We start from the raw sequence: 19,275 nt of genomic DNA, 5'->3' as shown, positions 1-19,275 counted from the left end.
GGCCCCGTCCCCACCCAGGGCGGGCCGCCCGGAGAAGAACGGGCGCGGCCCGGCGGACGGGCGCGGCCCGGCAGACGAGCGCGGCCCGCAGGGCAGGTACGCGGCCCGGTGGAGGGCAGGTGCGCCCGGTGGAGGGCAGGTGCGCCGCCCGGAGGGCGGGTACGCGGCCGCAGGGCGGATGTGCGGCCCTGCGGAGGCTGACGCGCCCCGGGCGGCGGGCCCGCCGCCCGCGCCGCGTCAGCCCCCGCCGAAGGTCTTGTCGCGGTGGGCGCGCCAGCGTTCCATCATCGCCGCGACCTCGTCCTGGAGGAACTCGAAGAAGGCGAGCGTCTCCGCCAGCCTGCGGCCCGCCGGGCTGTCCGCGCCGAGACTGCCGACGCCCTCGCGCAGGGCGTCCTCCCAGCGCTTGAGGACGACCTCCCGGTTGGTCAGGGCCTCGTACCACTGGTCGGCCCGCACCCGGTAGCGCTCCCGGCGCGAGCCGGGCTCCCGCTCCCGGGACACCATGTGCACCTGCGCCAGATAGCGCACCGCCCCGGAGACGGCGGCCGGCGAGATCTTCAGCCGCTCGCCCAGCTCGGCGGAGGTCAGGGTGCCGGTGTCGGAGGCGAGCAGGGCCGTGAAGACGCGGGCGGGCATGCGCGGCAGACCGGCCTCGACGAGCTGGGCCGCGAAGTGCTCCACGAACCGCGAGACCGACTCCGGATCCCGCTCGACGCCCCCAGCCGCCGGCTCCGGGCTCCGTCCCGCCGCCTTCGCGTCCGCCATGTCTCGATCATCTCCCCTGCTCAGCCGCCTCCCGCCAGTCTAGCCAAGATTTACACGCTTCCTTAACTTCACAAAATTCTGAAAGAAGCGTACGTTCAAAAGCATGACGAAGGCAATCACCGTCTCCGGCCTGCACAAGTCCTTCGGCCGGACGCGCGCACTCGACGGCCTGGACCTGGAGGTCGCCGCCGGTGAGGTCCACGGCTTCCTCGGCCCCAACGGCGCGGGCAAGTCCACCGCGATCCGCGTCCTGCTCGGCCTGCTGCGCGCCGACTCCGGCGCCGCCCGGGTGCTGGGCCGCGACCCGTGGGCGGACGCCGTCGAGGTGCACCGCCGGATCGCGTACGTGCCCGGGGACGTGACGCTGTGGCGCAACCTCTCCGGAGGCGAGGTCATCGACCTCTACGGCCGGCTGCGCGGCGGACTCGACCGCGGGCGGCGCACGGAACTGATCGAGCGCTTCGAGCTGGACCCGACGAAGAGGGGCCGGACGTACTCCAAGGGCAACCGGCAGAAGGTCGCCCTGGTCGCCGCCTTCGCCTCGGACGTCGACCTGCTGATCCTGGACGAGCCGACCAGCGGTCTGGACCCGCTGATGGAGGAGGTCTTCCAGCGCTGCGTGGCCGAGGAGCGCGACCGGGGCCGGACCGTGCTGCTGTCGTCCCACATCCTCAGCGAGGTCGAGGAGCTGTGCGACCGGGTGAGCATCATCCGCAAGGGGCGGACCGTGGAGAGCGGGTCGCTCGCCGACCTGCGGCACCTGACCCGGACCAGCGTCACCGCCGAGCTGGCGGGCCCGCCCGACGGGCTGGCGCACCTGCCCGGCGTGCACGACCTCGACATACGGGGGCGGCGGGTCCGGCTCCAGGTGGACAGCGACAAGCTCGACGCGGTGCTCAGATCGCTGAGCCGGTCGGGGGTGCGGTCGCTGACATCGACGCCGCCGACGCTGGAGGAACTGTTCCTGCGCCACTACCAGGACGAGGCGGAGGCGGTGGCCCGATGACGGCGCTCGCGGCAGGGTCCGGCGGCGCCCGCCGGCTCGCCGGCACCGGCACGCTGCTGCGGTTCGCGCTGCGCCGCGACCGGCTGGTGATCCCGGTGTGGGTCGCGGTGAACGCCCTCATGGTCCTCTCCATGCCGAACACCCTGGAGGGCCTGTACGGCACCCCGGCCGAACGCGCCGGCCTGATGGGGCAGCTGGAGACCAACTCCTCGCTGCGCGCGATGGTCGGCCCGGTCTTCGGCGACTCCCTGGGCGCCCTGACGGCCTGGCGGGTGGGCGTCTACGCGGGCGCCCTGGCGGCGGTGATGAGCCTGCTCGTCGTCGTCCGGCACACCCGGGACGAGGAGGAGAGCGGACGGCAGGAGCTGATCGTCTCCGGAGCGGTGGGCCGGCGGGCCCCCCTGACGGCGGCCCTGCTGGCCGCGGCGGTGGCGAACGCGGTCCTGGCGGCGCTGGTGACGGCGGGACTCGCCGGCCGGGGAGCCGCCGGGGCCCTGGCCCTCGGGCTCGGGATCGCCGGCACCGGCATGGTCTTCGCCACGATGGCGGCGATCGTCGCCCAGCTCACGGAGAGCGCCCGGCCGGCCCGGGGCCTGACGGCGGCGGTGCTGGGCGCGGCGTTCGTGCTGCGCGCGGCGGGCGACTCGGCCACGGACGACGGTTCCTCGGTGCTGACCTGGGTGTCGCCCCTGGGCTGGCTGGAGAACCTGCGGGCGTACGCCGGCGAGCGCTGGTGGGTGCTGCTGCTGTTCACCGGCGCGGCGCTGGCCCAGGGGGCGGTGGCGTACGCGCTGGCCGGGCGCCGGGACCTCGGCATGAGCTTCCGGCCGGCCCGGCCGGGGCCCGCCACCGGGCGCCTGGGCACGGCCGGCGCCCTGGCCTGGCGGTTGCAGCGGGGCGGCGTGCTCGGCTGGAGCGTCGGCTTCTTCCTCGCCGGGGCCGTCTACGGCGCGATCACCGAAGGCGCGGCCGATCTGGTCGGCGGCAACGAGCGGGCCCGGGAGATCATCGCGCGGATGGGCGGGCGGGCCGGGCTGGCGGACGCGTTCGTCTCGGCGATGACCGGGACGCTCGGCCTGGTCGCGGCCCTGTACGTCGTGGCGTCGGTGCTGCGGCTGCACGGCGAGGAGACCTCGGGGCGGGCGGAACCGGTGCTGGCCGGGGCGGTGGGGCGGCTGCGCTGGGCCGCCGGGCACCTGGTGATCGCCTTCGGCGGTGCCGCGCTCATCCTGCTGCTCGCCGGTGCCGGGTACGCCCTCGGTTACGGCAGGGACGCCGGCCCCCTCCTGGCGGCCTGCCTGGTCCAGCTCCCGGCGGTGTGGGTGATCGGCGGGGCGGCCGTACTGCTGCACGGGCTGCTGCCGCGGGCGGCGGTGGCGGCGTGGGGCGTGGCCGGGGCGGTGCTGCTGCTCGGCTGGGTCGGTCCGGCGCTGGACCTGCCGCGGGCGGTGCTGGAGGTGTCGCCGTTCGGGCATCTGCCGAAGGTGCCGGGCGGGGAGATGGCGTGGGCACCGGTGCTGGTGCTGACGGGGCTGGCGGCGGCACTGTCCGTCTCGGGACTGGTGGCGTTGCGGCGCCGGGACATGACGTCGTGACGGAACCGCGGCCGGTGCGGGGGCGTCCTCCCCGGTCGTGACGAGGGACGCGATGACCTGCGGCGGATGCCTGCTGTCGGCGGCCGGCGCCACGGTGGCGACGCTGTGGTGGGGGACCTCCGGCCGCACGCGGCGCCACCTCGGCAACGGCTTCGAGGGCGAGGGCACCGACTACGGTGTCCTGTGGACCGAACTGCCCCTCGTCGCCGTCGCCGGTGCCGTCCTGCCCGCGCTCGCCTGGGGGCTGGTCGCGTACCTGCTGAGCCGGAGGCGGCGCTCAGAGCGACACCGGTAGCCCCGTCAGCCCCCGGATGACGAAGTTCGGCCTGCGTTCCGGTTCCGCCGCCGGGGAGAGGGCCGGGGCCCGCTCCAGCAGCGCCGTCATCGTCGCGGCCAGCTCGATGCGGGCGAGCGGGGCGCCGACGCAGTAGTGGAGGCCGGCGCTGAAGGAGACGTGGGGGTTGTCGCGGCGGGTCACATCCAGACGGCCGGGGTCGGTGAAGACCGCCGGGTCGTGGTTGGCGGAGCCGAAGAGGAGGGCGAGTTCCGCGCCGCGCGGGATGACCGTGCCGTCGATCTCGATGTCCTCCAGGACCCAGCGTTCGAAGAGCTGGAGGGGGGTGTCGTAGCGCAGCAGCTCCTCCACGGCCGAGGGGACCAGGGCGTGGTCGGCGCGCAGGGCGGCGAGCTGGGCGGGGTTGCGGAACAAGGTCCACCAGCCGTTGACCGTGGCGTTCACGGTGGCCTCGTGGCCCGCGTTCAGCAGCAGGGCGCAGGTGGAGACCATCTCCTGCTCGGTGAGGCGGTCGTCCTCGTCGTGGGCCGCGATCAGGGCGGAGATCAGGTCCTCGCCGGGCTTCTCGCGCCGCGCGGCGATCAGCTCGCGCAGATAGTCCGAGAACTCCACCGACGCGCGGACCGCCCGGCGTGCCGCCTCCTCGGAGGGGTTCAGCTCGTACATGCCGCAGATGTCCGCCGACCACGGCCGCAGCGCCGCCCGGTCGGCCCCGGGGATCCCCAGCAGCTCGGCGATCACCGCGACCGGCAGCGGCTCCGCCACGTCCGTCAGCAGGTCGCCGCCGCCCGCCTCGGCCAGGCCGGACACCAGTTCGTCGGCGAGGCCGCGCACATACGGCACGAGCCGCTCCACCGTGCGCGGCGTGAACGCCTTCGACACCAGGCGGCGGATCCGGGTGTGGTCCGGCGGCTCCAGGTCGAGCATGCCGTGGTCGTTGAGGGTGTGGAACGGCTCGTGCTCCGGGGGCGGCGGGGTGCGGCCGAACTCCTCGTGCGTGAAGCGGTGCAGATAGGTGCGGCCCAGGCGGCGGTCCCGCAGCAGCGCGGAGACGTCCGCGTGGTGCGGGACGAGCCACTGGCCGGTCGGCTCGTAGCGGTGCGCGCGTCCCCGGGCCCGCAGCTCGGCGTAGGCGGGGTAGGGGTCGGCGACGAACGCGGGGTCCCACGGGTCGAAGGCGGCCATGACCGGACGCTACCCGTCCGGCCCCGGGCCCGGCCAGGGTCAGCCGGGCGTCACCAGCCGCGCCTCGTACGCGAACACCGCCGCCTGCGTCCGGTCCCGCAGCCCCAGCTTGACCAGGATGCGGCTGACGTGGGTCTTGACGGTCGACTCGGCGACCACCAGCCGCCCGGCGATCTCCGCGTTGGACAGGCCCTGCGCGATCAGGACCAGCACCTCCGTCTCCCGCTCGGTCAGCTCGCCGTACGCCGCCGGGGCGGGGCCCGGCCGGCGCGGGGTGCCGGCGAGCCGGGAGAACTCGGTGATCAGGCGTTTGGTGACCGAGGGCGCCAGCAGGGCCTCACCGGAGGCCACCACCCGGACCCCGTCCGCGAGCCGGCGGGCCGAGGCGTCCTTCAGCAGGAAGCCGGAGGCGCCCGCGCGCAGCGCCTGGTAGACGTACTCGTCGAGGTCGAAGGTGGTCAGGACCAGCACCTTCGCGGTGACGTCAGCGGCGACGATCTCCCGGGTGGCCTCGATGCCGTTCAGCCCGGGCATGCGGATGTCCATCAGGACGACGTCGGGGGCCAGTTCGCGGACCTTGTCCACCGCCTCGCGGCCGTCGACCGCCTCGCCGGCGACCTCGATGTCCGGCATCGCGTTCAGCAGGACGGAGAAGCCTTCGCGCACCATCATCTGGTCGTCCGCGATCAGCACGCGGATGGTCATGCGCCACCGTCGCTCACGGTGGCGACCGGCAGGAACACCGCCACCTCGTAGCCCCCGTCGTCCGCCGGGCCCGCCGTCATCTCGCCGTCCAGCATGGACACCCGCTCCCGCATGCCGGTGATGCCGTGCCCGGCGCCGGTCGAGGGCTTGACGAGGGACGGGGCGGGCACCGGGCCGTTGACGACGCGCAGGCCCAGGCCGCCGAGGACGTAGGAGATCTCCACGCGGGCGCTCGCGCCGGGCGCGTGCCGCAGGGTGTTGCTGAGGGCCTCCTGCACGATCCGGTACGCCGACAGCTCCACCCCGGGCGGCAGGTCCCGGACCGCTCCGGTGACCGCCTTCTCCACGCTCAGGCCCGCGTCCCGCACGTTGGCGAGCAGTCCGTCCAGGTCGGCGAGGGTGGGCTGCGGGTCCTGGGGGGCCTCGTAGTCCTCGGCGCGTACGACGCCCAGGACGCGGCGCAGTTCGGTGAGGGCCGCCACCGCGTTCTCGCGGATGGTGGCGAAGGCCCGCTCCAGCTCCGGCGGCGGGTTCTGCACCCGGTAGGGGGCGGCCTCGGCCTGGATGGCGACCACCGACATGTGGTGGGCGACCACGTCGTGCAGCTCGCGGGCGATGGTGGTGCGCTCCTCCAGCAGGGTGCGCCGGGAGCGCTCGTGCGCGGTGACGGTCCGCTGGGCGGTCACCTCGCGGCGGGCGTCGCGGCGGATGTGCCAGACGGCGGCCGCCAGCAGGGCCAGCGCGGAGACGAACAGCATGGGCGCGGTGTTGGAGTCGTAGTACCCCCAGCCGAGCACGACCCCCACGGCGAAGGCGTAGGCGGCCGTCACGATCCACATCCAGGCGGCCGTGCGCGGCCGGGTGCGCAGGGCCACGACGACCAGGACCACGAGATGGCAGACGAAGCTGCCGGGCAGCCACGGCCAGTCACCCGACGACTCGCTGCCCAGGCCCGCCACCACCGGGGTCGACGCCATGGACAGCCAGAACGCGCCGACCGGGCGGAACAGCGTCACCGCCACCGGCACCGCGCACAGCAGCCCGCGCAGCAGGGCGAACGGGCCCTGGGAGGTGCCGCTGGCCACGGATCCGGCCCAGAACGCCACCAGGACGGCCAGCCCCACCGCCAGGTGCGGGGCGTAGGCCGCACCGGGCCGCAGCCGGCCGGGAAGCAGCCGGGCCGCCCGCCCGGTGGCGGCCGCCCGGGGCAGCGGGCGGTAGGCGAACGCGTCGTGGAACAGCTCCTGGCGCAGGCCCCGCAGTGCGTCGGCGGCGGCCCGGAACTCCGGGCTGCGCGGCTGGTACGCGCCGAACTCGCCGCGCGGCGGTATCGGCTGCTTCTGCGTCGTCGTCTCGGTCACGTCGGCAACGGTAGGCCGGTACGGCGGCCCGGTCGTCACCTGTGAGACGGTTCCGCCGGGTCCCTCTCAAGTACTACGCGGGCCGCCTCCCGGTCAGTACCCGGACGGCCGGACCAGTCCCGACTCGTAGGCGAACACCGCCGCCTGGGTCCGGTCCCGCAGCCCCAGCTTCACCAGGATGCGGCCCACGTGCGTCTTGACCGTCTGCTCGGCGACGACGAGGCGCTCGGCTATCTCCGCGTTCGACAGGCCGCCGGCGATGAGGGCGAGGACCTCGGTCTCCCGCTCGGTCAGCCCGCCGACGCGTTCCTTCGGCGGGGTGTGCGGGCGGTCGCCGCCGAGCCGGGAGAACTCGGCGATCAGGCGGCGGGTGATGCCGGGCGAGAGCAGCGCGTCCCCGGCGGCCACCACCCGGACCGCCTCGGCGAGCTGCTCGGCGGAGGCGTCCTTGAGCAGGAAGCCGGAGGCGCCGGCGCGCAGTGCCTCGTAGACGTACTCGTCGAGGTCGAAGGTGGTCAGCACCAGCACCCGGATGTCCGGGTGGGCGCCGGTGATGCGGCGGGTGGCCTCGATGCCGCCCAGCTCGGGCATGCGGATGTCCATCAGCACGACGTCCGGGGCGAGTTCGGCGACCCGGGCGACGGCGTCCAGTCCGTGCACCGCCTGGCCTACCACCTCGATGTCGGGCTGGGCGTCGAGCAGCACGGTGAAGCCCTGGCGGACCATCTGCTGGTCGTCGGCGATCAGTACCCGGATGGGGCGGATGGGGTCGCTGCTCGTCATGCGGTGCCGTCCTCGAGGGAGTGGGGGGCGGAGAGATCGGTGGCGTCGGCGGGCAGGAACGCGGTGACCCGGTAGCCGCCGTCCGGCAGCGGCCCCGCCGACAGGGTGCCGCCGAGCATGGCCGCCCGCTCGCGCATGCCGAGCAGCCCGTGGCCCGCGCCGGGGGACGGCGGCGCCGCGCGCGTGGGAGGCGTGTTGGCGACCTCCACCCGCAGCCCCCGCGCCACGTGGTCGACGCGGACCTCGGCGCTCGCGCCGGGCGCGTGCCGCAGGACGTTGCTCAGCGCCTCCTGCACGATCCGGTACGCCGACAGCTCCACCCCGGGCGGCAGGTCCCGGACCTCGCCGGTGACCGTCTTGGCCACGGTCAGGCCGGCCGCCCGGGTGTTCTCCACCAGCGCGTCGAGCCGGTCCAGGGTGGGCTGCGGGGCGTGCGCCTCGGCGCCGGCGCCGGGCCGGGCGGCGGATTCCGCGGTGCCCTCCTCCCCGGGCTGCTCCGAGCGCAGCACGCCCAGCACGCGGCGCAGTTCGGTCAGCGCCTCCAGCGCGTTGTGCCGGATGCCCGCCAGGTTCTCCTTGAGCTCCTCGGGCGGGTCCTTCACCAGGTGCGGGGCGACCTGCGCCTGGATGGAGATGACGGACATGTGGTGGGCGACCACGTCGTGCAGCTCGCGCGCGATGCGGCTGCGTTCCTCCAGCAGGGTGCGGCGGGCGCGTTCCTCGGCGGTGAGCGTGGCCTGCCGGCCGAGTTCGGCGCGCGCCTCGCGGCGGCCCCGCAGGGCGGTGCCGACCACCACCGCGACGGCGGACAGGGCCACGGCGACCACGCCGGTGGACTGGTAGCCCGCGGCGCCCCACAGGCCCTGGAGGACGTAGGTGACCAGCGCGGTGAGGGCGAGCGCCTCGGCGGCCACGCGGGTGCGGACGCGCAGGGCGAGCAGCAGCAGGACGACCAGATGGGCGATGATCCCGGCCGCGGTCCAGGGCCAGGTGAAGTTCCGCACCACGCCGGACAGCAGCAGGTGGTGCAGCCCCGCCGCCCCCAGCACCGTGGCCGCCGTCGACAGCCACCACGCCGGGACCGGCCGCCGGAGCGCGAGCACCATGGCCCCGGCCTGGCCGAGGGCGACCGCGAAGGCGTACCCGAGGTCCAGCTCCCCGTTGTCCTCCAACTGGGCCAGCCCGCCGGCCAGTACCCCGAAGGCGGCCAGGCACACGATCCCGTGCGGCAGCCACCGCAGCCGCGCGGCCGGTGGCAGCGGATCGGCCCGTACGGTCCACAGGTCCTCGCGCAGCACTCGCAGCCCGCGCACGGCACGGCTCACGTCCACGTTCCGGTTCCCCCTCCGCGTCCCCCTCGCCTGGTCCACCCTAGACATGGTGCGTCCCCCGGGTCGCGCCGCGTCGCGCCGGGCGGTGGCGCAGGACCACGCGCGAGCGGCCGGGCCCGCCGCCGTGCTCCAAGCCCCGGAACGCCGCCAGGCAGCCCGCCAGGGCGACGGCGAAGACCGGCAGCCACAGCAGCCGGGCCGCGACCCAGCCCGGGCCGTCGGGCGGGGTGTGCAGGCCGGGCAGGCGGCCGGCGGTCAGGCCCAGGGCGGTCGTCGCCATCAGGGCCGTCTGGTGCCAGAGGAAGACCGTCATCGCGGACAGGTTGACCAGGGCCACCCCCGCCCACGCCACCGGGCGCCGCATCGCGCGCCGCAGCCGCTCGCGCAGCAGCAGCGCCAGCCCGCACTGGGCCAGGCCGAAGGTGACGGCGGCCAGCGTCGGCGGGTTGAGGTTGGAGATCTCCGCGCCGGGGACGCCGACCATCGAGGCCGGGTAACCGGCCCAGGCGACCAGCGCCGCGGTGGCCGCCGTACCGCCGAGGAGCAGGGTCACGCCCGCGCGGCGGCGGTCCGGCTCGCCGCGGGCCCAGGCGGCGCCCAGGGTGTACGGCACCAGCCAGCCCGCGAGCAGGTTGGCCCAGCCCAGCCAGGACGGGGCGCCGAAGCCGAAGCGCAGCAGGTCCACGTGGAGGACGACGGCCAGCGGCCACAGCGGGTGCAGCCGGGACAGCAGCGGGGTGGCCGCCGTCAGCGCGGCGAAGACCAGCAGGAACCACAGCGGGGACAGGGCCAGCTTGACCAGCGTGCGGACGGTGGTGAACTCCGCGCCGGCCAGGAGCAGCAGCGCCGCCGCCGTGACGGTCCACAGGGCGAGGAGGGCGGCGACCGGCCGGAACAGCCGGGACAGGCGGGCGGCCAGCCAGCCGCCGTAGGAGGTGCCGCGGGCGCGGGCCGAGGCGTACCCCCGGGTGGCGACGTGCCCGCCGACCAGGAAGAACACGGCGAGGGTCTGGAAGGCCCAGGAGACGGGCGCCAGCCACGGCATGTGCGCGAGCGGGCCGGCCCCGCGCAGGCCGCGGCCGTCGGCGACCAGCGCCGTCACCAGCCAGTGCCCGACGACGACGCCGAGGATCGCGGCGGCGCGCAGGGCGTCGAGGGCGCGGTCCCGGCCCTCGGGGGTGGCGGCGTCGAGACGCGCCGCGCCCCGCCGCAGGGCCTGCCGCGCACCGCGCGGGCCGCGAAGCTCAGGCACGGGACACCTCCGCCGTCTCGCCCAGCGCGATCCGCGCCAGGTTGGCCAGGGAGCGGGAGCCGGGGGCGAAGTAGTCGCTGTGCCCGCCGTCGCCGGCGGCGAAGACCCGGGCCCCGAAGCGCCCGGAGACGGGGTCGGTGCCGAAGCCGACGGTGGTGCCGAACAGGCGGGCGCGCACATGGGGCACGTGCTCCACCCAGTCGCCGGTGCCGCGCGCCGCCCAGAGGCGGGCGGGGCTGCGCAGGTCCGCGGCCCGGTCGGCGCCGGTGCCGGGGCTGCCGACGAGGGCGATGTCGCCGACGTCCAGACCGGCGGCGGCGCGGGCGCAGACCACGGAGCCGTAGGAGTGGCACAGCAGCGACAGGTGTGCCCGGGGGCCGGTGATGCCGCGCAGTTGCCGGACCAGGGCGCGCAGGCGGGGTGCCGCCCGCTCGGCGCGGCCGGTCGTGGCGACCGCGCCGCTCACCGTGCCGGGCGTCTCGTAGCCGAGCCAGGCCACGACCGCGACACGGGTGCCCTCGGGGGCCCGCGCCCGGAGCCGGTCGTACAGGGCGACGGCGGCGGCGCGGAAACGGCCGTAGGTGTCGAGGCCGGTGTCGGAGCCGGGGACCAGGACGGCGACGTGGCGGGCGCGGGCCAGGTCGCCGAGGACCTCGGTGGCCCGGCCGGCGCCGCGGCCGTCGAAGGCGAGCAGCTGCCGGGCGGGCGCGGCCAGCGCACGGTCCGCCGCGGCCCGGTGGTGGTCGCCGTGGGCGGCGGCCATCCGGGCCGCCTCGGCCGCGCCCGCCCGGTGGGCCGCGTACGCCTCGTCCAGCGCGGCCGCCGTGGCCGGCGCGGACGCGGCGGGTGCCGGGGCCGGGATCCGGGGCTGCGCGGCGGCCGACAGGGGCAGCACCAGGGCACCGGCGACGAGTGCCGCGCACACGGTGCGGCGCGGTCTGCCTCTGCCGCGCCCCCCGCCCCGCCGCGTCCCGCCCGCCATCGTCTCCGGCCGCATCGCCGCCCTCCCTTCCGGCGCCCGCCCCTCGGGCCCGCCGGGAAGGAAGGTACGGAGCGGGCGGCGTCGTCGGCGTCCCGCCGGAGAGCTCTTCCGCGAGGTGGCTCTCAGGTATGACGTCGGCCCGGGACCGTGCGTGCCGGGGCGCCCGGGGCGCCGGTCACCACGCCAGTTGCGCGATCTCCTCCGCGACCACCGCGCAGGCGTCCGCCGCCGGGTCGATGAGCGGGAAGTGGCCGACGTCCTCCAGGAGCGTGACGCCCACCACCTCGCCCGCCCCGGCCGCCGCGTCCGCGTACGCCTCGGCGACCGCCTGCGGCACGTCGATGTCGGCGCGGCCCTGGACGAGGGTGGTCGCGATGCCGGTGGGCAGCAGCAGCGCCGGGTCGGCGTACGGCCGGTGCCGGGCGAACCCCTCGTCGCCGCCGAGGAGTTGCCGCACCGCGCCGCCGCACACGCCGAGCTCGTCGGCGAGGGCGAAGTCGGCGATCGGGGCGAGGGCGACCACGCCGCGCAGCGGCGGCGGCCCGTCGGTGCGCCAGGGGGCGCCCTCGGGCAGGACGTGCCGGGCCGCCGCCCACAGGGCGAGATGGCCGCCCGCCGAATGACCGGTGAGCACCGTGCGCCCCGGGTCGGCCCGCGGCAGGCAGCGGCGGACGAGCCCGGGGAGCGCGTCGAGGGCGGCGGCCACGTCGTCGAAGGTGTCGGGCCAGCGCCCCGCGACCGGTGCGCCACCGCCCGCGTCCACCGCTCCCCTGCGGTACTCCACGCTGGCGACGGCGAAGCCCCGGCGGGCCAGGAAGGCGGCGAACGGACTGACGTGGCGGCGGTCGTACGGGGCCCGCCAGGCACCGCCGTGCAGGACCGCCACCACGGGGGCCGGGCCGCCGGGGGCCGCCGGGCCGCGCGGGGCGTAGAAGTCGATCACCTGGTCGGGGTGGCCGCCGTAGGCGGCGGTGGCGTCGGGGGCCGCCGCCGGGTGCGAGAAGGCCGACTTCTCCTCCGCGGCGGCGCGGGCCGCCGGGTCGCCGGCGGGGACGGCGGCGTTCTGCGGTGCTGCGGCGTCCGGCATGCTCCAACCTCTCAGCGACATCACGGCGTTGGCGGACCGGGGTCGGGACTTCGGCCGTTGGCGGGACGGTACCAGGCCGGTGACGTGCGCGGATACGGGGATGTCACGCTGGGTGAGGGTTAAACGGTCCCTTTGTGCCGTTACGCTGGCGGGGTACCCGGCACCGGGGCCCTGGCTCACCTGGAGGAGGCCGAGATGCCCGCCGAACCCGGCACCGTACGTCCCGGCGGACGTACCGCCCGTGTCCGTGCCGCCGTGCTGCGCGCGGCCGGCGACGTGCTGGCCGAGCAGGGCTTGGACCGGCTCGACCTGGCCGACGTCGCGCGGCGGGCCGAGGTCGGCAAGACGACCGTGTACCGGCGCTGGGGCTCGGTGACCGGCCTGGTGGCCGACCTCCTGGCGGACATGGCCGAGCAGTCGCTGCCCCGTACCGAGACCGGCTCCGTCCTCGGCGACCTGAGCGCCAACGCGGACCTCGTCCGGCGGACCCTCGCCGACCCACGGCAGGGCGCCCTGTTCCGCGCGGTCATCGCCGCCGCGGCCTGCGACCCCCGGACGGCGCGGGCGCTGCGGCGGTTCTACGAGGTGCGGGTGGCCGAGTGGGCACCCTGCGTCGAACAGGGCGTGGCGCGCGGGGAGCTGCCCGCGGGCACGGACCCGGCGGCGGTGGTCCGCGCGGTGTCCGCCCCGCTGTACTACACGCTGCTCACCACCGGCGAGGCCCCGGACCGGGCCGCCGCGGACCGCGCGGCCCGCGCCGCCTTCGCCGCCGCGGCGGCCGGGGTGTACGTCACCGGGGACCCGGCACCGGATGCCGGGCCGCCCCCCGCGTGACCCCGAAAAGCGGCCGTGGGCCGCCCGGCGGGGCCACCGGCCTACGCGAGCACCTCTCCGAGCACCTCCCCCAGCACCCGGGCCGCCCGCTCCACGTCCGCGAACCCGACGTACAGCGGGGTGAAGCCGAAGCGCAGCACGTCCGGGGCGCGGAAGTCGCCGACCACGCCCCGCTCGATCAGCCGCTTCATGACGTCACCGACGTCGTCGCAGCGCAGGGCGACCTGGCTGCCGCGCTCGGCGTGCGCCGCCGGGGTCACCGACTCCACCCGCCCCGGCGGGGCGTACGCGCGCACGCACTCCTCGAAGAAGTCCGTCAGCGCCAGCGACTTGGCCCGCACCGCCTCGACGGAGACCCCGTCCCACACCTCCAGCGCCGCCTCCAGGGCGAGCATGGAGAGGATGTCCGGGGTGCCGACCCGGCCGCGCGGAGCGCCGGAGGCCGGCTCGTAGGCGGCGCGCATGCCGAACGGCTCGGCGTGCGAGGTCCAGCCGGGCAGCGGCGAGTCGAAGCGGGTCTGGAGGTCGCGGCGCACATACAGGTAGGCGGGCGACCCGGGGCCGCCGTTGAGGTACTTGTAGGTGCAGCCGACCGCCAGGTCGACGCCGTGCTCGTCCAGTCCGACCGGCAGCGCGCCCGCGCTGTGGCACAGGTCCCACACGGCGTACGCCCCCGCCGCGTGGACGGCGGCCGTGAGCGCGGGCAGGTCGTGCAGCCGCCCGGTGCGGTAGTCGACGTGGTTGAGCAGCACGGCGGCGGTGCGCTCCCCGAGCGCGGCCGGCACCTCGGCCGGGGCCACCGGCCGCAGCGTGCGGCCGGTCAGCCGGGCCGCCGACCCGGCGATGTAGCCGTCGGTCGGGAAGGTCGTGGCGTCGACGAGGATCTCGTCCCGCCCCTCCCCGGCCATCCGCACCGCCGCGACCAGCGCCTTGAACACGTTGACGCTGGTGGAGTCGCCCACGACGATCTGCCCGGGGGCCGCCCCGACCAGCGGGGCGATCCGGTCGCCGATCCGCTCGGGCGCGGTCCACCAGCCGCTCTCCTCCCAGGAGCGGATGCGCAGCTCGCCCCACTGGCGGCGCACCACGTCGTCCACGGCGGCGGGGACGTTGGCCGGGAGCGCGCCCAGCGAGTTGCCGTCCAGGTACACCGCGTCGTCCAGGACGAACCGGGCGCGCAGGGCGCCGAGCGGATCGGCGGCGTCCAGTTCCCCGGCCTTCCTCATGAGGTCAGACATACGACCGCGCCGTCCACAGCTCGGGGAAGACGCTCTTCTGCGCCCGCTTCTCCAGCCAGGCCACCCCGGCGGAGCCGCCCGTGCCGGTCTTGGCGCCCATCGCGCGGCGGGTGGCGACGAGGTGGTCGTTGCGCCAGCGCCACACCAGCTCGGCGACGTCGGTCAGCGCCTCGCCGAGCCGGGCCAGCTCGCCGTTCTGGTCGCCCTCGTAGACGGCCGTCCAGGCGGCCTCCACCTCGGGCGAGGGCTCGTAGCGCCGGGTCAGGTCGCGGCTGAGCACCGCGTCCGGGATGGCGTGGCCGCGCCGGGCGAGCAGCCGCAGGACCTCGTCGTACAGGCTCGGCTCGTGCAGCGCCTTCTCCAGCTCGGCGTGGACGCGCGGGCTGCCGCGGTGCGGGACGAGCATGGCCGCGGACTTCTCGCCGAGCAGGAACTCCAGGCGCCGGTACATCGCCGACTGGAAGCCGGAGCCCTCGCCGAGGGCGCCCCGGTAGGAGTTGAACTGCGCGGGCGTGAGCTGGCCGAGCGGCTTCCAGGAGGCGTTGAGCGCCTCCAGTTCCCGTACCGACCTCTTCAGCGCGTCGATCGCGGGCCGCACCCGGTCCTCGCGCAGGGCGCGGGCGGCGGTCTCCCACTCGTGGACGATGACGGTGAACCACAGCTCCATCACCTGGGTGGTCACCAGGAAGACCATCTCCCCGGGATCGTCGGAGAGGGTGTGCTGGAGGTGGGTGAGCACGTCCGCCTTGACGTAGTCCTCGTACGGCGTCGTGCCGTCGAAGTCGAGATGCGGGGTCTCGGGCTCGTGGGTCTCAGGGTTCTTCGGGTCCTGAGGGATGTCGTGAGCCTGTTGGGACATCGCTGTCTCCTGCTGTGCACTCCGGGTAGCGGTCCGCCCCTGCCGTTACCGGCACGGGGGCCCCGGTCCCCACGGGCATCCTCCGCAATCGTCCCAGGAAACCGCAAGGCCCGCCTGTGCACAGGCGGGCCCACGGGCAACGGAGGACCGGCGGATCAGCCCAGTACCTCGGCGGCCGTCTGCGAGGAGTCCCGCAGGAACTGGGAGCAGCGCTCGTACTCCTCCTTCTCGCCGATCGCCCGCGCGGCGCGGGCCAGGGCGTGCAGGGCGCGCAGGAAGCCGCGGTTCGGCTCGTGCTCCCAGGGCACCGGGCCGTGGCCCTTCCAGCCGCTGCGGCGCAGCGCGTCCAGGCCCCGGTGGTAGCCGGTGCGGGCGTAGGCGTACGACTCCACGGCGCCGCCCCGCTCGAACGCCTCGTCGGCCAGCTGGGCCCAGGCGAGCGAGGAGGCCGGGTACCGGGCGGCGACGTCGGCGGGAGCCGTGCCGTTCGCCAGCAGCTCGCGCGGCTCGGGGTCGTCGGGCAGGTGGGTCGGGGGCGGTCCCCCGAGCAGGTTCTCGTGAATGGCCATGGGGACCAGTATCGCCGCAACGCGCGACGCCCGGCCGTACCGGCGAACGGTACGGCCGGGCGTCGCGGCCCGTGCGGCGGGAGCCGTTACTTGATCTTCGTACCGGCCGAGCGCAGGCTCTGGCAGGCCTCGGTGACCCGCTGGGCCATGCCGGCCTCGGCGAGCTTGCCCCAGGTCCGCGGGTCGTAGGTCTTCTTCGCGCCGACCTCGCCGTCGACCTTCAGCACGCCGTCGTAGTTCTTGAACATGTGGTCGACGACCGGACGCGTGAAGGCGTACTGGGTGTCGGTGTCGATGTTCATCTTGACCACGCCGTTCTCCAGCGCGGTGTGGATCTCCTCCACCGTGGAGCCGGAGCCGCCGTGGAAGACGAAGTCGAACGGCTTGCTGTCGGCGGGGCGGCCGAACTTGGCGGCGACGCCGTCGTTCAGCTGCTTCAGCAGCTCGGGGCGGAGCACGACGTTGCCCGGCTTGTACACGCCGTGGACGTTGCCGAAGGAGGCGGCCAGCAGGTAGCGGCCCTGCTCGCCCAGGCCCAGGGCCTCGGCGGTGCGGATGGCGTCCTCGACGGTCGTGTAGAGGGAGTCGTTGATCTCGTGGGTGACGCCGTCCTCCTCGCCGCCGGTCGGGGTGATCTCGACCTCGAGGATGATCTTCGCGGCGGCGGCGCGGGGCAGCAGCTCCCGCGCGATGGCCAGGTTGTCGGCGAGGGTCTCGGCGGAGCCGTCCCACATGTGGGACTGGAACAGCGGGTTCAGCCCGGCCTGGACGCGCTTCTCGGAGAGCGCCAGCAGCGGGCGGACGTACCCGTCCAGCTTGTCCTTGGGGCAGTGGTCCGTGTGCAGGGCCACGTTGATGTCGTACTTCTCGGCGACGATGTGCGCGAACTCGGCCAGGGCGACCGCGCCGGTCACCATGTCCTTGTTGTGCTGGCCGCCCAGGAACTCGGCACCGCCGGTGGAGATCTGGATGATGCCGTCGCTCTCCGCCTCCGCGAAACCGCGCAGCGCCGCGTGCAGGGTCTGGGAGGAGGTCACGTTGATGGCCGGGTAGGCGAACTTGCCTGCCTTCGCCCGGTCCAGCATCTCGTTGTAGACCTCGGGAGTTGCGATGGGCATTGTCCGCTCCTTGTATGTGCGGGTGGGCTGTGTGGTGCGTGCTTACGGCCCTGACCTAGACCTTGGGGCGACGTCATCGTCGGCCCCATCTTTCCAGACGAACCGGAAACCTCCGAGCGGACCTCGGCGGGGCCCCCGGCGAGGCCCTCAGTCCAGGCCCAGCTCGTCCTTGGAGTAGGCGTACAGGTACGGCACCCCCGCGCCCTCCTGGATCTTCTCGGCGGCGCCGGTCGCCCGGTCGACGATGGTGGCCACGGCCACCACCTCGGCACCGGCCTCGCGCACCGCCTCGACGGCGGTCAGCGGCGAGCCGCCGGTGGTGGAGGTGTCCTCGACGACCAGGACGCGGCGGCCGGCGATGTCCGGGCCCTCGACACGGCGCTGGAGGCCGTGCGCCTTGGCGGCCTTGCGGACCACGAAGGCGTCCAGCTTCCGCCCGCGGGCGGCGGCGGCGTGCAGCATCGCGGCGGCGACCGGGTCGGCGCCCATGGTCAGGCCGCCCACCGCGTCGAACTCCAGCTCCCCGGTCAGGTCCAGCAGCACCTGGCCGACCAGCGGCGCGGCCTCGCCGTCCAGGGTGATGCGGCGCAGGTCGACGTAGTAGTCGGCCTCCAGGCCCGAGGAGAGGGTCACCTTGCCGTGCACCACGGCCTTGTCCTTGATCTGCTGCAGCAGCGCGCCGCGTACGTCCGTCATACCGGCCAGCTTAAAGCCGCCGCCAGCTCCAGACCGTCGTGGCCTCCAGCGGCTCCAGCGGCGTGACCAGGCGCGGCGCGGTGTTCAGCCCGTTCGGCGGGCCGGTCTGCGGCTCCACGCACACGGCGGCCTCCTGCTCGTCGTAGACCACCACCCACTCCTCGGGGCTGGTCACCTTCAGCTCCAGCCGACCGGGCCAGGTGAGGGTGACGTCGACGCCGCCGGGCATGCCGAAGCAGTCGTCCCAGGGGCCGGGCCGGGGGTCGACGCGCCGGCCGGTGGGCAGGTGGTCCTCGCCGCGCTCCTCCTGCCAGGCGGGGGCGAAGTCGATCCGCACGCCCTCGCCGCCGCCGAGGGCGCGGTTGAACCAGGGGTGCCAGCCGATCTGCGCCGGGAACGACGACTCGTACGTCTCGATCGCCATCGTCAGCGTCAGCGCGTCCTCGGCGAGCGTGACGACCTGGGTGACCCGGCCGGGGTAGGGCCAGGGGTCGGTCAGGTCGTGGGTGAGGACCGCCTCGCGACCCGAGGCGCGGGCGGTGCGCCAGGCGCCGTCGCGGGCGGTGCCGTGGATGGCGTGCGGCGGGGAGTTCAGCGGCATCCGGTGGACGACGGCGCCGTCCCGGAAGCGGCCCTCGCGGATCCGGCCGCACCAGGGCACCATCGGGAAGCAGCCGTAGCGGTCGCCCTGGCGGAGCAGTTCGGTGCCGCCGACGCGGAGCCCGCCGATCCGGCCGCCGTTGCCCGGCAGCACGGTCGCCTCCGCGTCGCCCGCGGTCAGCGTGATGGGTTCGATGGTCACGGCACGACCCTACTGGGGCCGCCGGGCGGCCTCACCCGGTACGCGGGCTTCAGCGGCGCCTGCGCAGCACGCGGCCCACCACGATCGCCGACGCCACCACCAGCGCGGCGGCCGGGGCCGCCCAGCGCAGGGAGGTGGACACGGTGACCGTCTGCGGCGCCGGGACGGGGGCGTACCGGCCGCGCGGCGGGGCGTGGTCGACCTCCTCGGCGCTGCGCCCGATCATCGTGCGGCGGGCGTGCGCGGCCTCGGCGGGCGGCTCGGCGGCGTCGGGGAAGTCCTCGCCCGCGTCGCTGTCCTGCCCGGCGCCGATGTCCTCCCCGGCGTCGACGCCCTCGTCGTCGGTGGTGGGGTCGAGGGAGGAGGGGGGGACCTCGGTGTCGAAGACGGAGGCGGCGCCCGGGGGCGGGCCGGCGGCGGGCTCGGCTGGGCTCGCGGGCGGGACGGGGGCGTCGTCCGCGTCCGGGGCGGCGTCGAAGTCGCCGGCGGCCGAGGGTTCGAAGTCCTCGGTGGCCAGGGTCTCGGCGGTCTCCGGGTGCGGTCGCGCCGCATGGCCCAGGTTCTCCGCGAACCGGTCCAGCAGCCGGGTCGCGGCCGAGGCGACCGCCTCCGCCGGCAGGTCCGTGACGCGCCCGTCCGCCGTGGCCGTCCCGGTGAAGGCGAGGGTGGAGCCGCCCCGGCCGCCCCCGGCGTCCGACACCCGCAGCGTCAGCGCGAGCCGGACCGCGCCGGTGCCGCGCGCCTCGGTGGCCTCGGCCTCGACGGCGTACGTGCCGTCGTCCCGCCGGGACAGGCCTCCCGTGCCCCGG

At 75.6% G+C, this 19,275-nt stretch carries 19 protein-coding genes and 1 pseudogene; 4 read left to right on the top strand and 16 right to left on the bottom strand.

What is annotated here, in order from left to right:
- Positions 1 to 237 precede the first annotated feature (237 nt).
- Positions 238 to 768: a MarR family transcriptional regulator gene (locus AB0L74_RS12755; RefSeq protein ID WP_365649588.1), complete on the bottom strand. Its 531-nt coding sequence runs from the start codon at positions 766 to 768 to the stop codon at positions 238 to 240.
- Positions 769 to 871: 103 nt separating this feature from the next.
- On the opposite strand from AB0L74_RS12755, the gene AB0L74_RS12750 reads away from it, so the two are divergent.
- Genes AB0L74_RS12750 through AB0L74_RS12740 form a run of 3 tightly spaced genes read left to right on the top strand, consistent with a single transcriptional unit; the run spans position 872 to position 3,664 of the window.
- Entirely contained in the window at positions 872 to 1,774 is a 903-nt protein-coding gene (locus tag AB0L74_RS12750) for an ABC transporter ATP-binding protein (RefSeq protein ID WP_365649586.1), read from the top strand.
- Positions 1,771 to 3,369 (top strand): ABC transporter permease, encoded by a 1,599-nt coding sequence (locus AB0L74_RS12745; protein WP_365649583.1) that lies wholly within the window; start codon positions 1,771 to 1,773, stop codon positions 3,367 to 3,369. The genes AB0L74_RS12750 and AB0L74_RS12745 overlap by 4 nt, the downstream gene beginning before the upstream one ends.
- 37 nt (positions 3,370 to 3,406) lie before the next feature.
- On the top strand, positions 3,407 to 3,664 hold the full coding sequence (locus AB0L74_RS12740; RefSeq protein ID WP_365649582.1) for a hypothetical protein: 258 nt from the start codon (positions 3,407 to 3,409) through the stop codon (positions 3,662 to 3,664).
- Here AB0L74_RS12740 and AB0L74_RS12735 read toward each other — a convergent pair.
- The 8 genes from AB0L74_RS12735 to AB0L74_RS12700 all read right to left on the bottom strand — a co-directional run bounded on the left by AB0L74_RS12735 (position 3,647) and on the right by AB0L74_RS12700 (position 12,350).
- Complete coding sequence (locus tag AB0L74_RS12735) at positions 3,647 to 4,849, bottom strand: cytochrome P450 (protein ID WP_365649580.1); 1,203 nt, start codon at positions 4,847 to 4,849, stop codon at positions 3,647 to 3,649. The two genes, AB0L74_RS12740 and AB0L74_RS12735, sit on opposite strands and share 18 nt — an antisense overlap.
- 39 nt (positions 4,850 to 4,888) lie before the next feature.
- The gene (locus tag AB0L74_RS12730) at positions 4,889 to 5,554 is read right to left on the bottom strand and encodes a response regulator transcription factor (RefSeq protein ID WP_365649578.1); all 666 of its coding nucleotides are present in this window, start codon (positions 5,552 to 5,554) and stop codon (positions 4,889 to 4,891) included.
- On the bottom strand, positions 5,551 to 6,915 hold the full coding sequence (locus tag AB0L74_RS12725) for a histidine kinase (RefSeq protein WP_365649576.1): 1,365 nt from the start codon (positions 6,913 to 6,915) through the stop codon (positions 5,551 to 5,553). The genes AB0L74_RS12730 and AB0L74_RS12725 overlap by 4 nt, the downstream gene beginning before the upstream one ends.
- Before the next feature lie 93 nt (positions 6,916 to 7,008).
- Entirely contained in the window at positions 7,009 to 7,698 is a 690-nt protein-coding gene (locus tag AB0L74_RS12720; protein WP_365649574.1) for a response regulator transcription factor, read from the bottom strand.
- A complete protein-coding gene (locus AB0L74_RS12715) occupies positions 7,695 to 9,077 on the bottom strand; it encodes a sensor histidine kinase (RefSeq protein ID WP_365649572.1) in 1,383 nt (460 codons plus the stop codon). Before AB0L74_RS12715 ends, AB0L74_RS12720 begins: the two co-directional genes overlap by 4 nt.
- On the bottom strand, positions 9,070 to 10,281 hold the full coding sequence (locus AB0L74_RS12710; RefSeq protein ID WP_365649570.1) for an acyltransferase: 1,212 nt from the start codon (positions 10,279 to 10,281) through the stop codon (positions 9,070 to 9,072). The genes AB0L74_RS12715 and AB0L74_RS12710 overlap by 8 nt, the downstream gene beginning before the upstream one ends.
- Positions 10,274 to 11,263: an alpha/beta hydrolase gene (locus AB0L74_RS12705; RefSeq protein ID WP_365650054.1), complete on the bottom strand. Its 990-nt coding sequence runs from the start codon at positions 11,261 to 11,263 to the stop codon at positions 10,274 to 10,276. Before AB0L74_RS12705 ends, AB0L74_RS12710 begins: the two co-directional genes overlap by 8 nt.
- Before the next feature lie 175 nt (positions 11,264 to 11,438).
- Positions 11,439 to 12,350, bottom strand: a complete 912-nt coding sequence (locus tag AB0L74_RS12700) for an alpha/beta hydrolase (RefSeq protein WP_365649567.1) — start codon at positions 12,348 to 12,350, stop codon at positions 11,439 to 11,441.
- Between the two features lie 195 nt (positions 12,351 to 12,545).
- On the opposite strand from AB0L74_RS12700, the gene AB0L74_RS12695 reads away from it, so the two are divergent.
- The gene (locus AB0L74_RS12695; RefSeq protein WP_365649564.1) at positions 12,546 to 13,184 is read left to right on the top strand and encodes a TetR/AcrR family transcriptional regulator; all 639 of its coding nucleotides are present in this window, start codon (positions 12,546 to 12,548) and stop codon (positions 13,182 to 13,184) included.
- A gap of 41 nt (positions 13,185 to 13,225) precedes the next feature.
- On the opposite strand, the gene kynU is transcribed toward AB0L74_RS12695, so the two are convergent.
- From kynU to AB0L74_RS12660, 7 genes and pseudogenes are all read right to left on the bottom strand, one after another.
- A complete protein-coding gene (kynU, locus tag AB0L74_RS12690; RefSeq protein ID WP_365649561.1) occupies positions 13,226 to 14,422 on the bottom strand; it encodes a kynureninase in 1,197 nt (398 codons plus the stop codon).
- On the bottom strand, positions 14,415 to 15,281 hold the full coding sequence (locus AB0L74_RS12685; RefSeq protein ID WP_365649558.1) for a tryptophan 2,3-dioxygenase family protein: 867 nt from the start codon (positions 15,279 to 15,281) through the stop codon (positions 14,415 to 14,417). The genes kynU and AB0L74_RS12685 overlap by 8 nt, the downstream gene beginning before the upstream one ends.
- 155 nt (positions 15,282 to 15,436) lie before the next feature.
- Positions 15,437 to 15,850 (bottom strand): DUF3151 domain-containing protein, encoded by a 414-nt coding sequence (locus AB0L74_RS12680; RefSeq protein WP_365649555.1) that lies wholly within the window; start codon positions 15,848 to 15,850, stop codon positions 15,437 to 15,439.
- A gap of 86 nt (positions 15,851 to 15,936) precedes the next feature.
- Entirely contained in the window at positions 15,937 to 16,968 is a 1,032-nt protein-coding gene (fbaA, locus tag AB0L74_RS12675) for a class II fructose-bisphosphate aldolase (protein ID WP_365649552.1), read from the bottom strand.
- A gap of 147 nt (positions 16,969 to 17,115) precedes the next feature.
- On the bottom strand, positions 17,116 to 17,664 hold the full coding sequence (gene pyrE, locus AB0L74_RS12670; protein WP_365649549.1) for an orotate phosphoribosyltransferase: 549 nt from the start codon (positions 17,662 to 17,664) through the stop codon (positions 17,116 to 17,118).
- Between the two features lie 10 nt (positions 17,665 to 17,674).
- Positions 17,675 to 18,466: an aldose 1-epimerase gene (locus AB0L74_RS12665; RefSeq protein WP_365649546.1), complete on the bottom strand. Its 792-nt coding sequence runs from the start codon at positions 18,464 to 18,466 to the stop codon at positions 17,675 to 17,677.
- A gap of 49 nt (positions 18,467 to 18,515) precedes the next feature.
- Positions 18,516 to 19,275 (bottom strand): annotated as a pseudogene (locus tag AB0L74_RS12660) (serine/arginine repetitive matrix protein 1); the annotation flags it as partial.

The organism is Streptomyces sp. NPDC052020, assembly GCF_040680575.1.
GTDB lineage: Bacteria > Actinomycetota > Actinomycetes > Streptomycetales > Streptomycetaceae > Streptomyces.
This window is presented reverse-complemented; position numbering and strand designations above follow the sequence as displayed.

Coding starts and splice junctions, on each gene's coding strand:
- AB0L74_RS12700 (WP_365649567.1), bottom strand. CDS start 12,350: ATGCCGGACGCCGCAGCACCGCAGAACGCCGCCGTCCCCGCCGGCGAC.
- AB0L74_RS12680 (WP_365649555.1), bottom strand. CDS start 15,850: ATGGCCATTCACGAGAACCTGCTCGGGGGACCGCCCCCGACCCACCTG.
- AB0L74_RS12705 (WP_365650054.1), bottom strand. CDS start 11,263: ATGGCGGGCGGGACGCGGCGGGGCGGGGGGCGCGGCAGAGGCAGACCG.
- kynU (WP_365649561.1), bottom strand. CDS start 14,422: ATGTCTGACCTCATGAGGAAGGCCGGGGAACTGGACGCCGCCGATCCG.
- AB0L74_RS12735 (WP_365649580.1), bottom strand. CDS start 4,849: ATGGCCGCCTTCGACCCGTGGGACCCCGCGTTCGTCGCCGACCCCTAC.
- AB0L74_RS12720 (WP_365649574.1), bottom strand. CDS start 7,698: ATGACGAGCAGCGACCCCATCCGCCCCATCCGGGTACTGATCGCCGAC.
- pyrE (WP_365649549.1), bottom strand. CDS start 17,664: ATGACGGACGTACGCGGCGCGCTGCTGCAGCAGATCAAGGACAAGGCC.
- AB0L74_RS12685 (WP_365649558.1), bottom strand. CDS start 15,281: ATGTCCCAACAGGCTCACGACATCCCTCAGGACCCGAAGAACCCTGAG.
- fbaA (WP_365649552.1), bottom strand. CDS start 16,968: ATGCCCATCGCAACTCCCGAGGTCTACAACGAGATGCTGGACCGGGCG.
- AB0L74_RS12715 (WP_365649572.1), bottom strand. CDS start 9,077: ATGTCTAGGGTGGACCAGGCGAGGGGGACGCGGAGGGGGAACCGGAAC.
- AB0L74_RS12750 (WP_365649586.1), top strand. CDS start 872: ATGACGAAGGCAATCACCGTCTCCGGCCTGCACAAGTCCTTCGGCCGG.
- AB0L74_RS12745 (WP_365649583.1), top strand. CDS start 1,771: ATGACGGCGCTCGCGGCAGGGTCCGGCGGCGCCCGCCGGCTCGCCGGC.
- AB0L74_RS12755 (WP_365649588.1), bottom strand. CDS start 768: ATGGCGGACGCGAAGGCGGCGGGACGGAGCCCGGAGCCGGCGGCTGGG.
- AB0L74_RS12695 (WP_365649564.1), top strand. CDS start 12,546: ATGCCCGCCGAACCCGGCACCGTACGTCCCGGCGGACGTACCGCCCGT.
- AB0L74_RS12730 (WP_365649578.1), bottom strand. CDS start 5,554: ATGACCATCCGCGTGCTGATCGCGGACGACCAGATGATGGTGCGCGAA.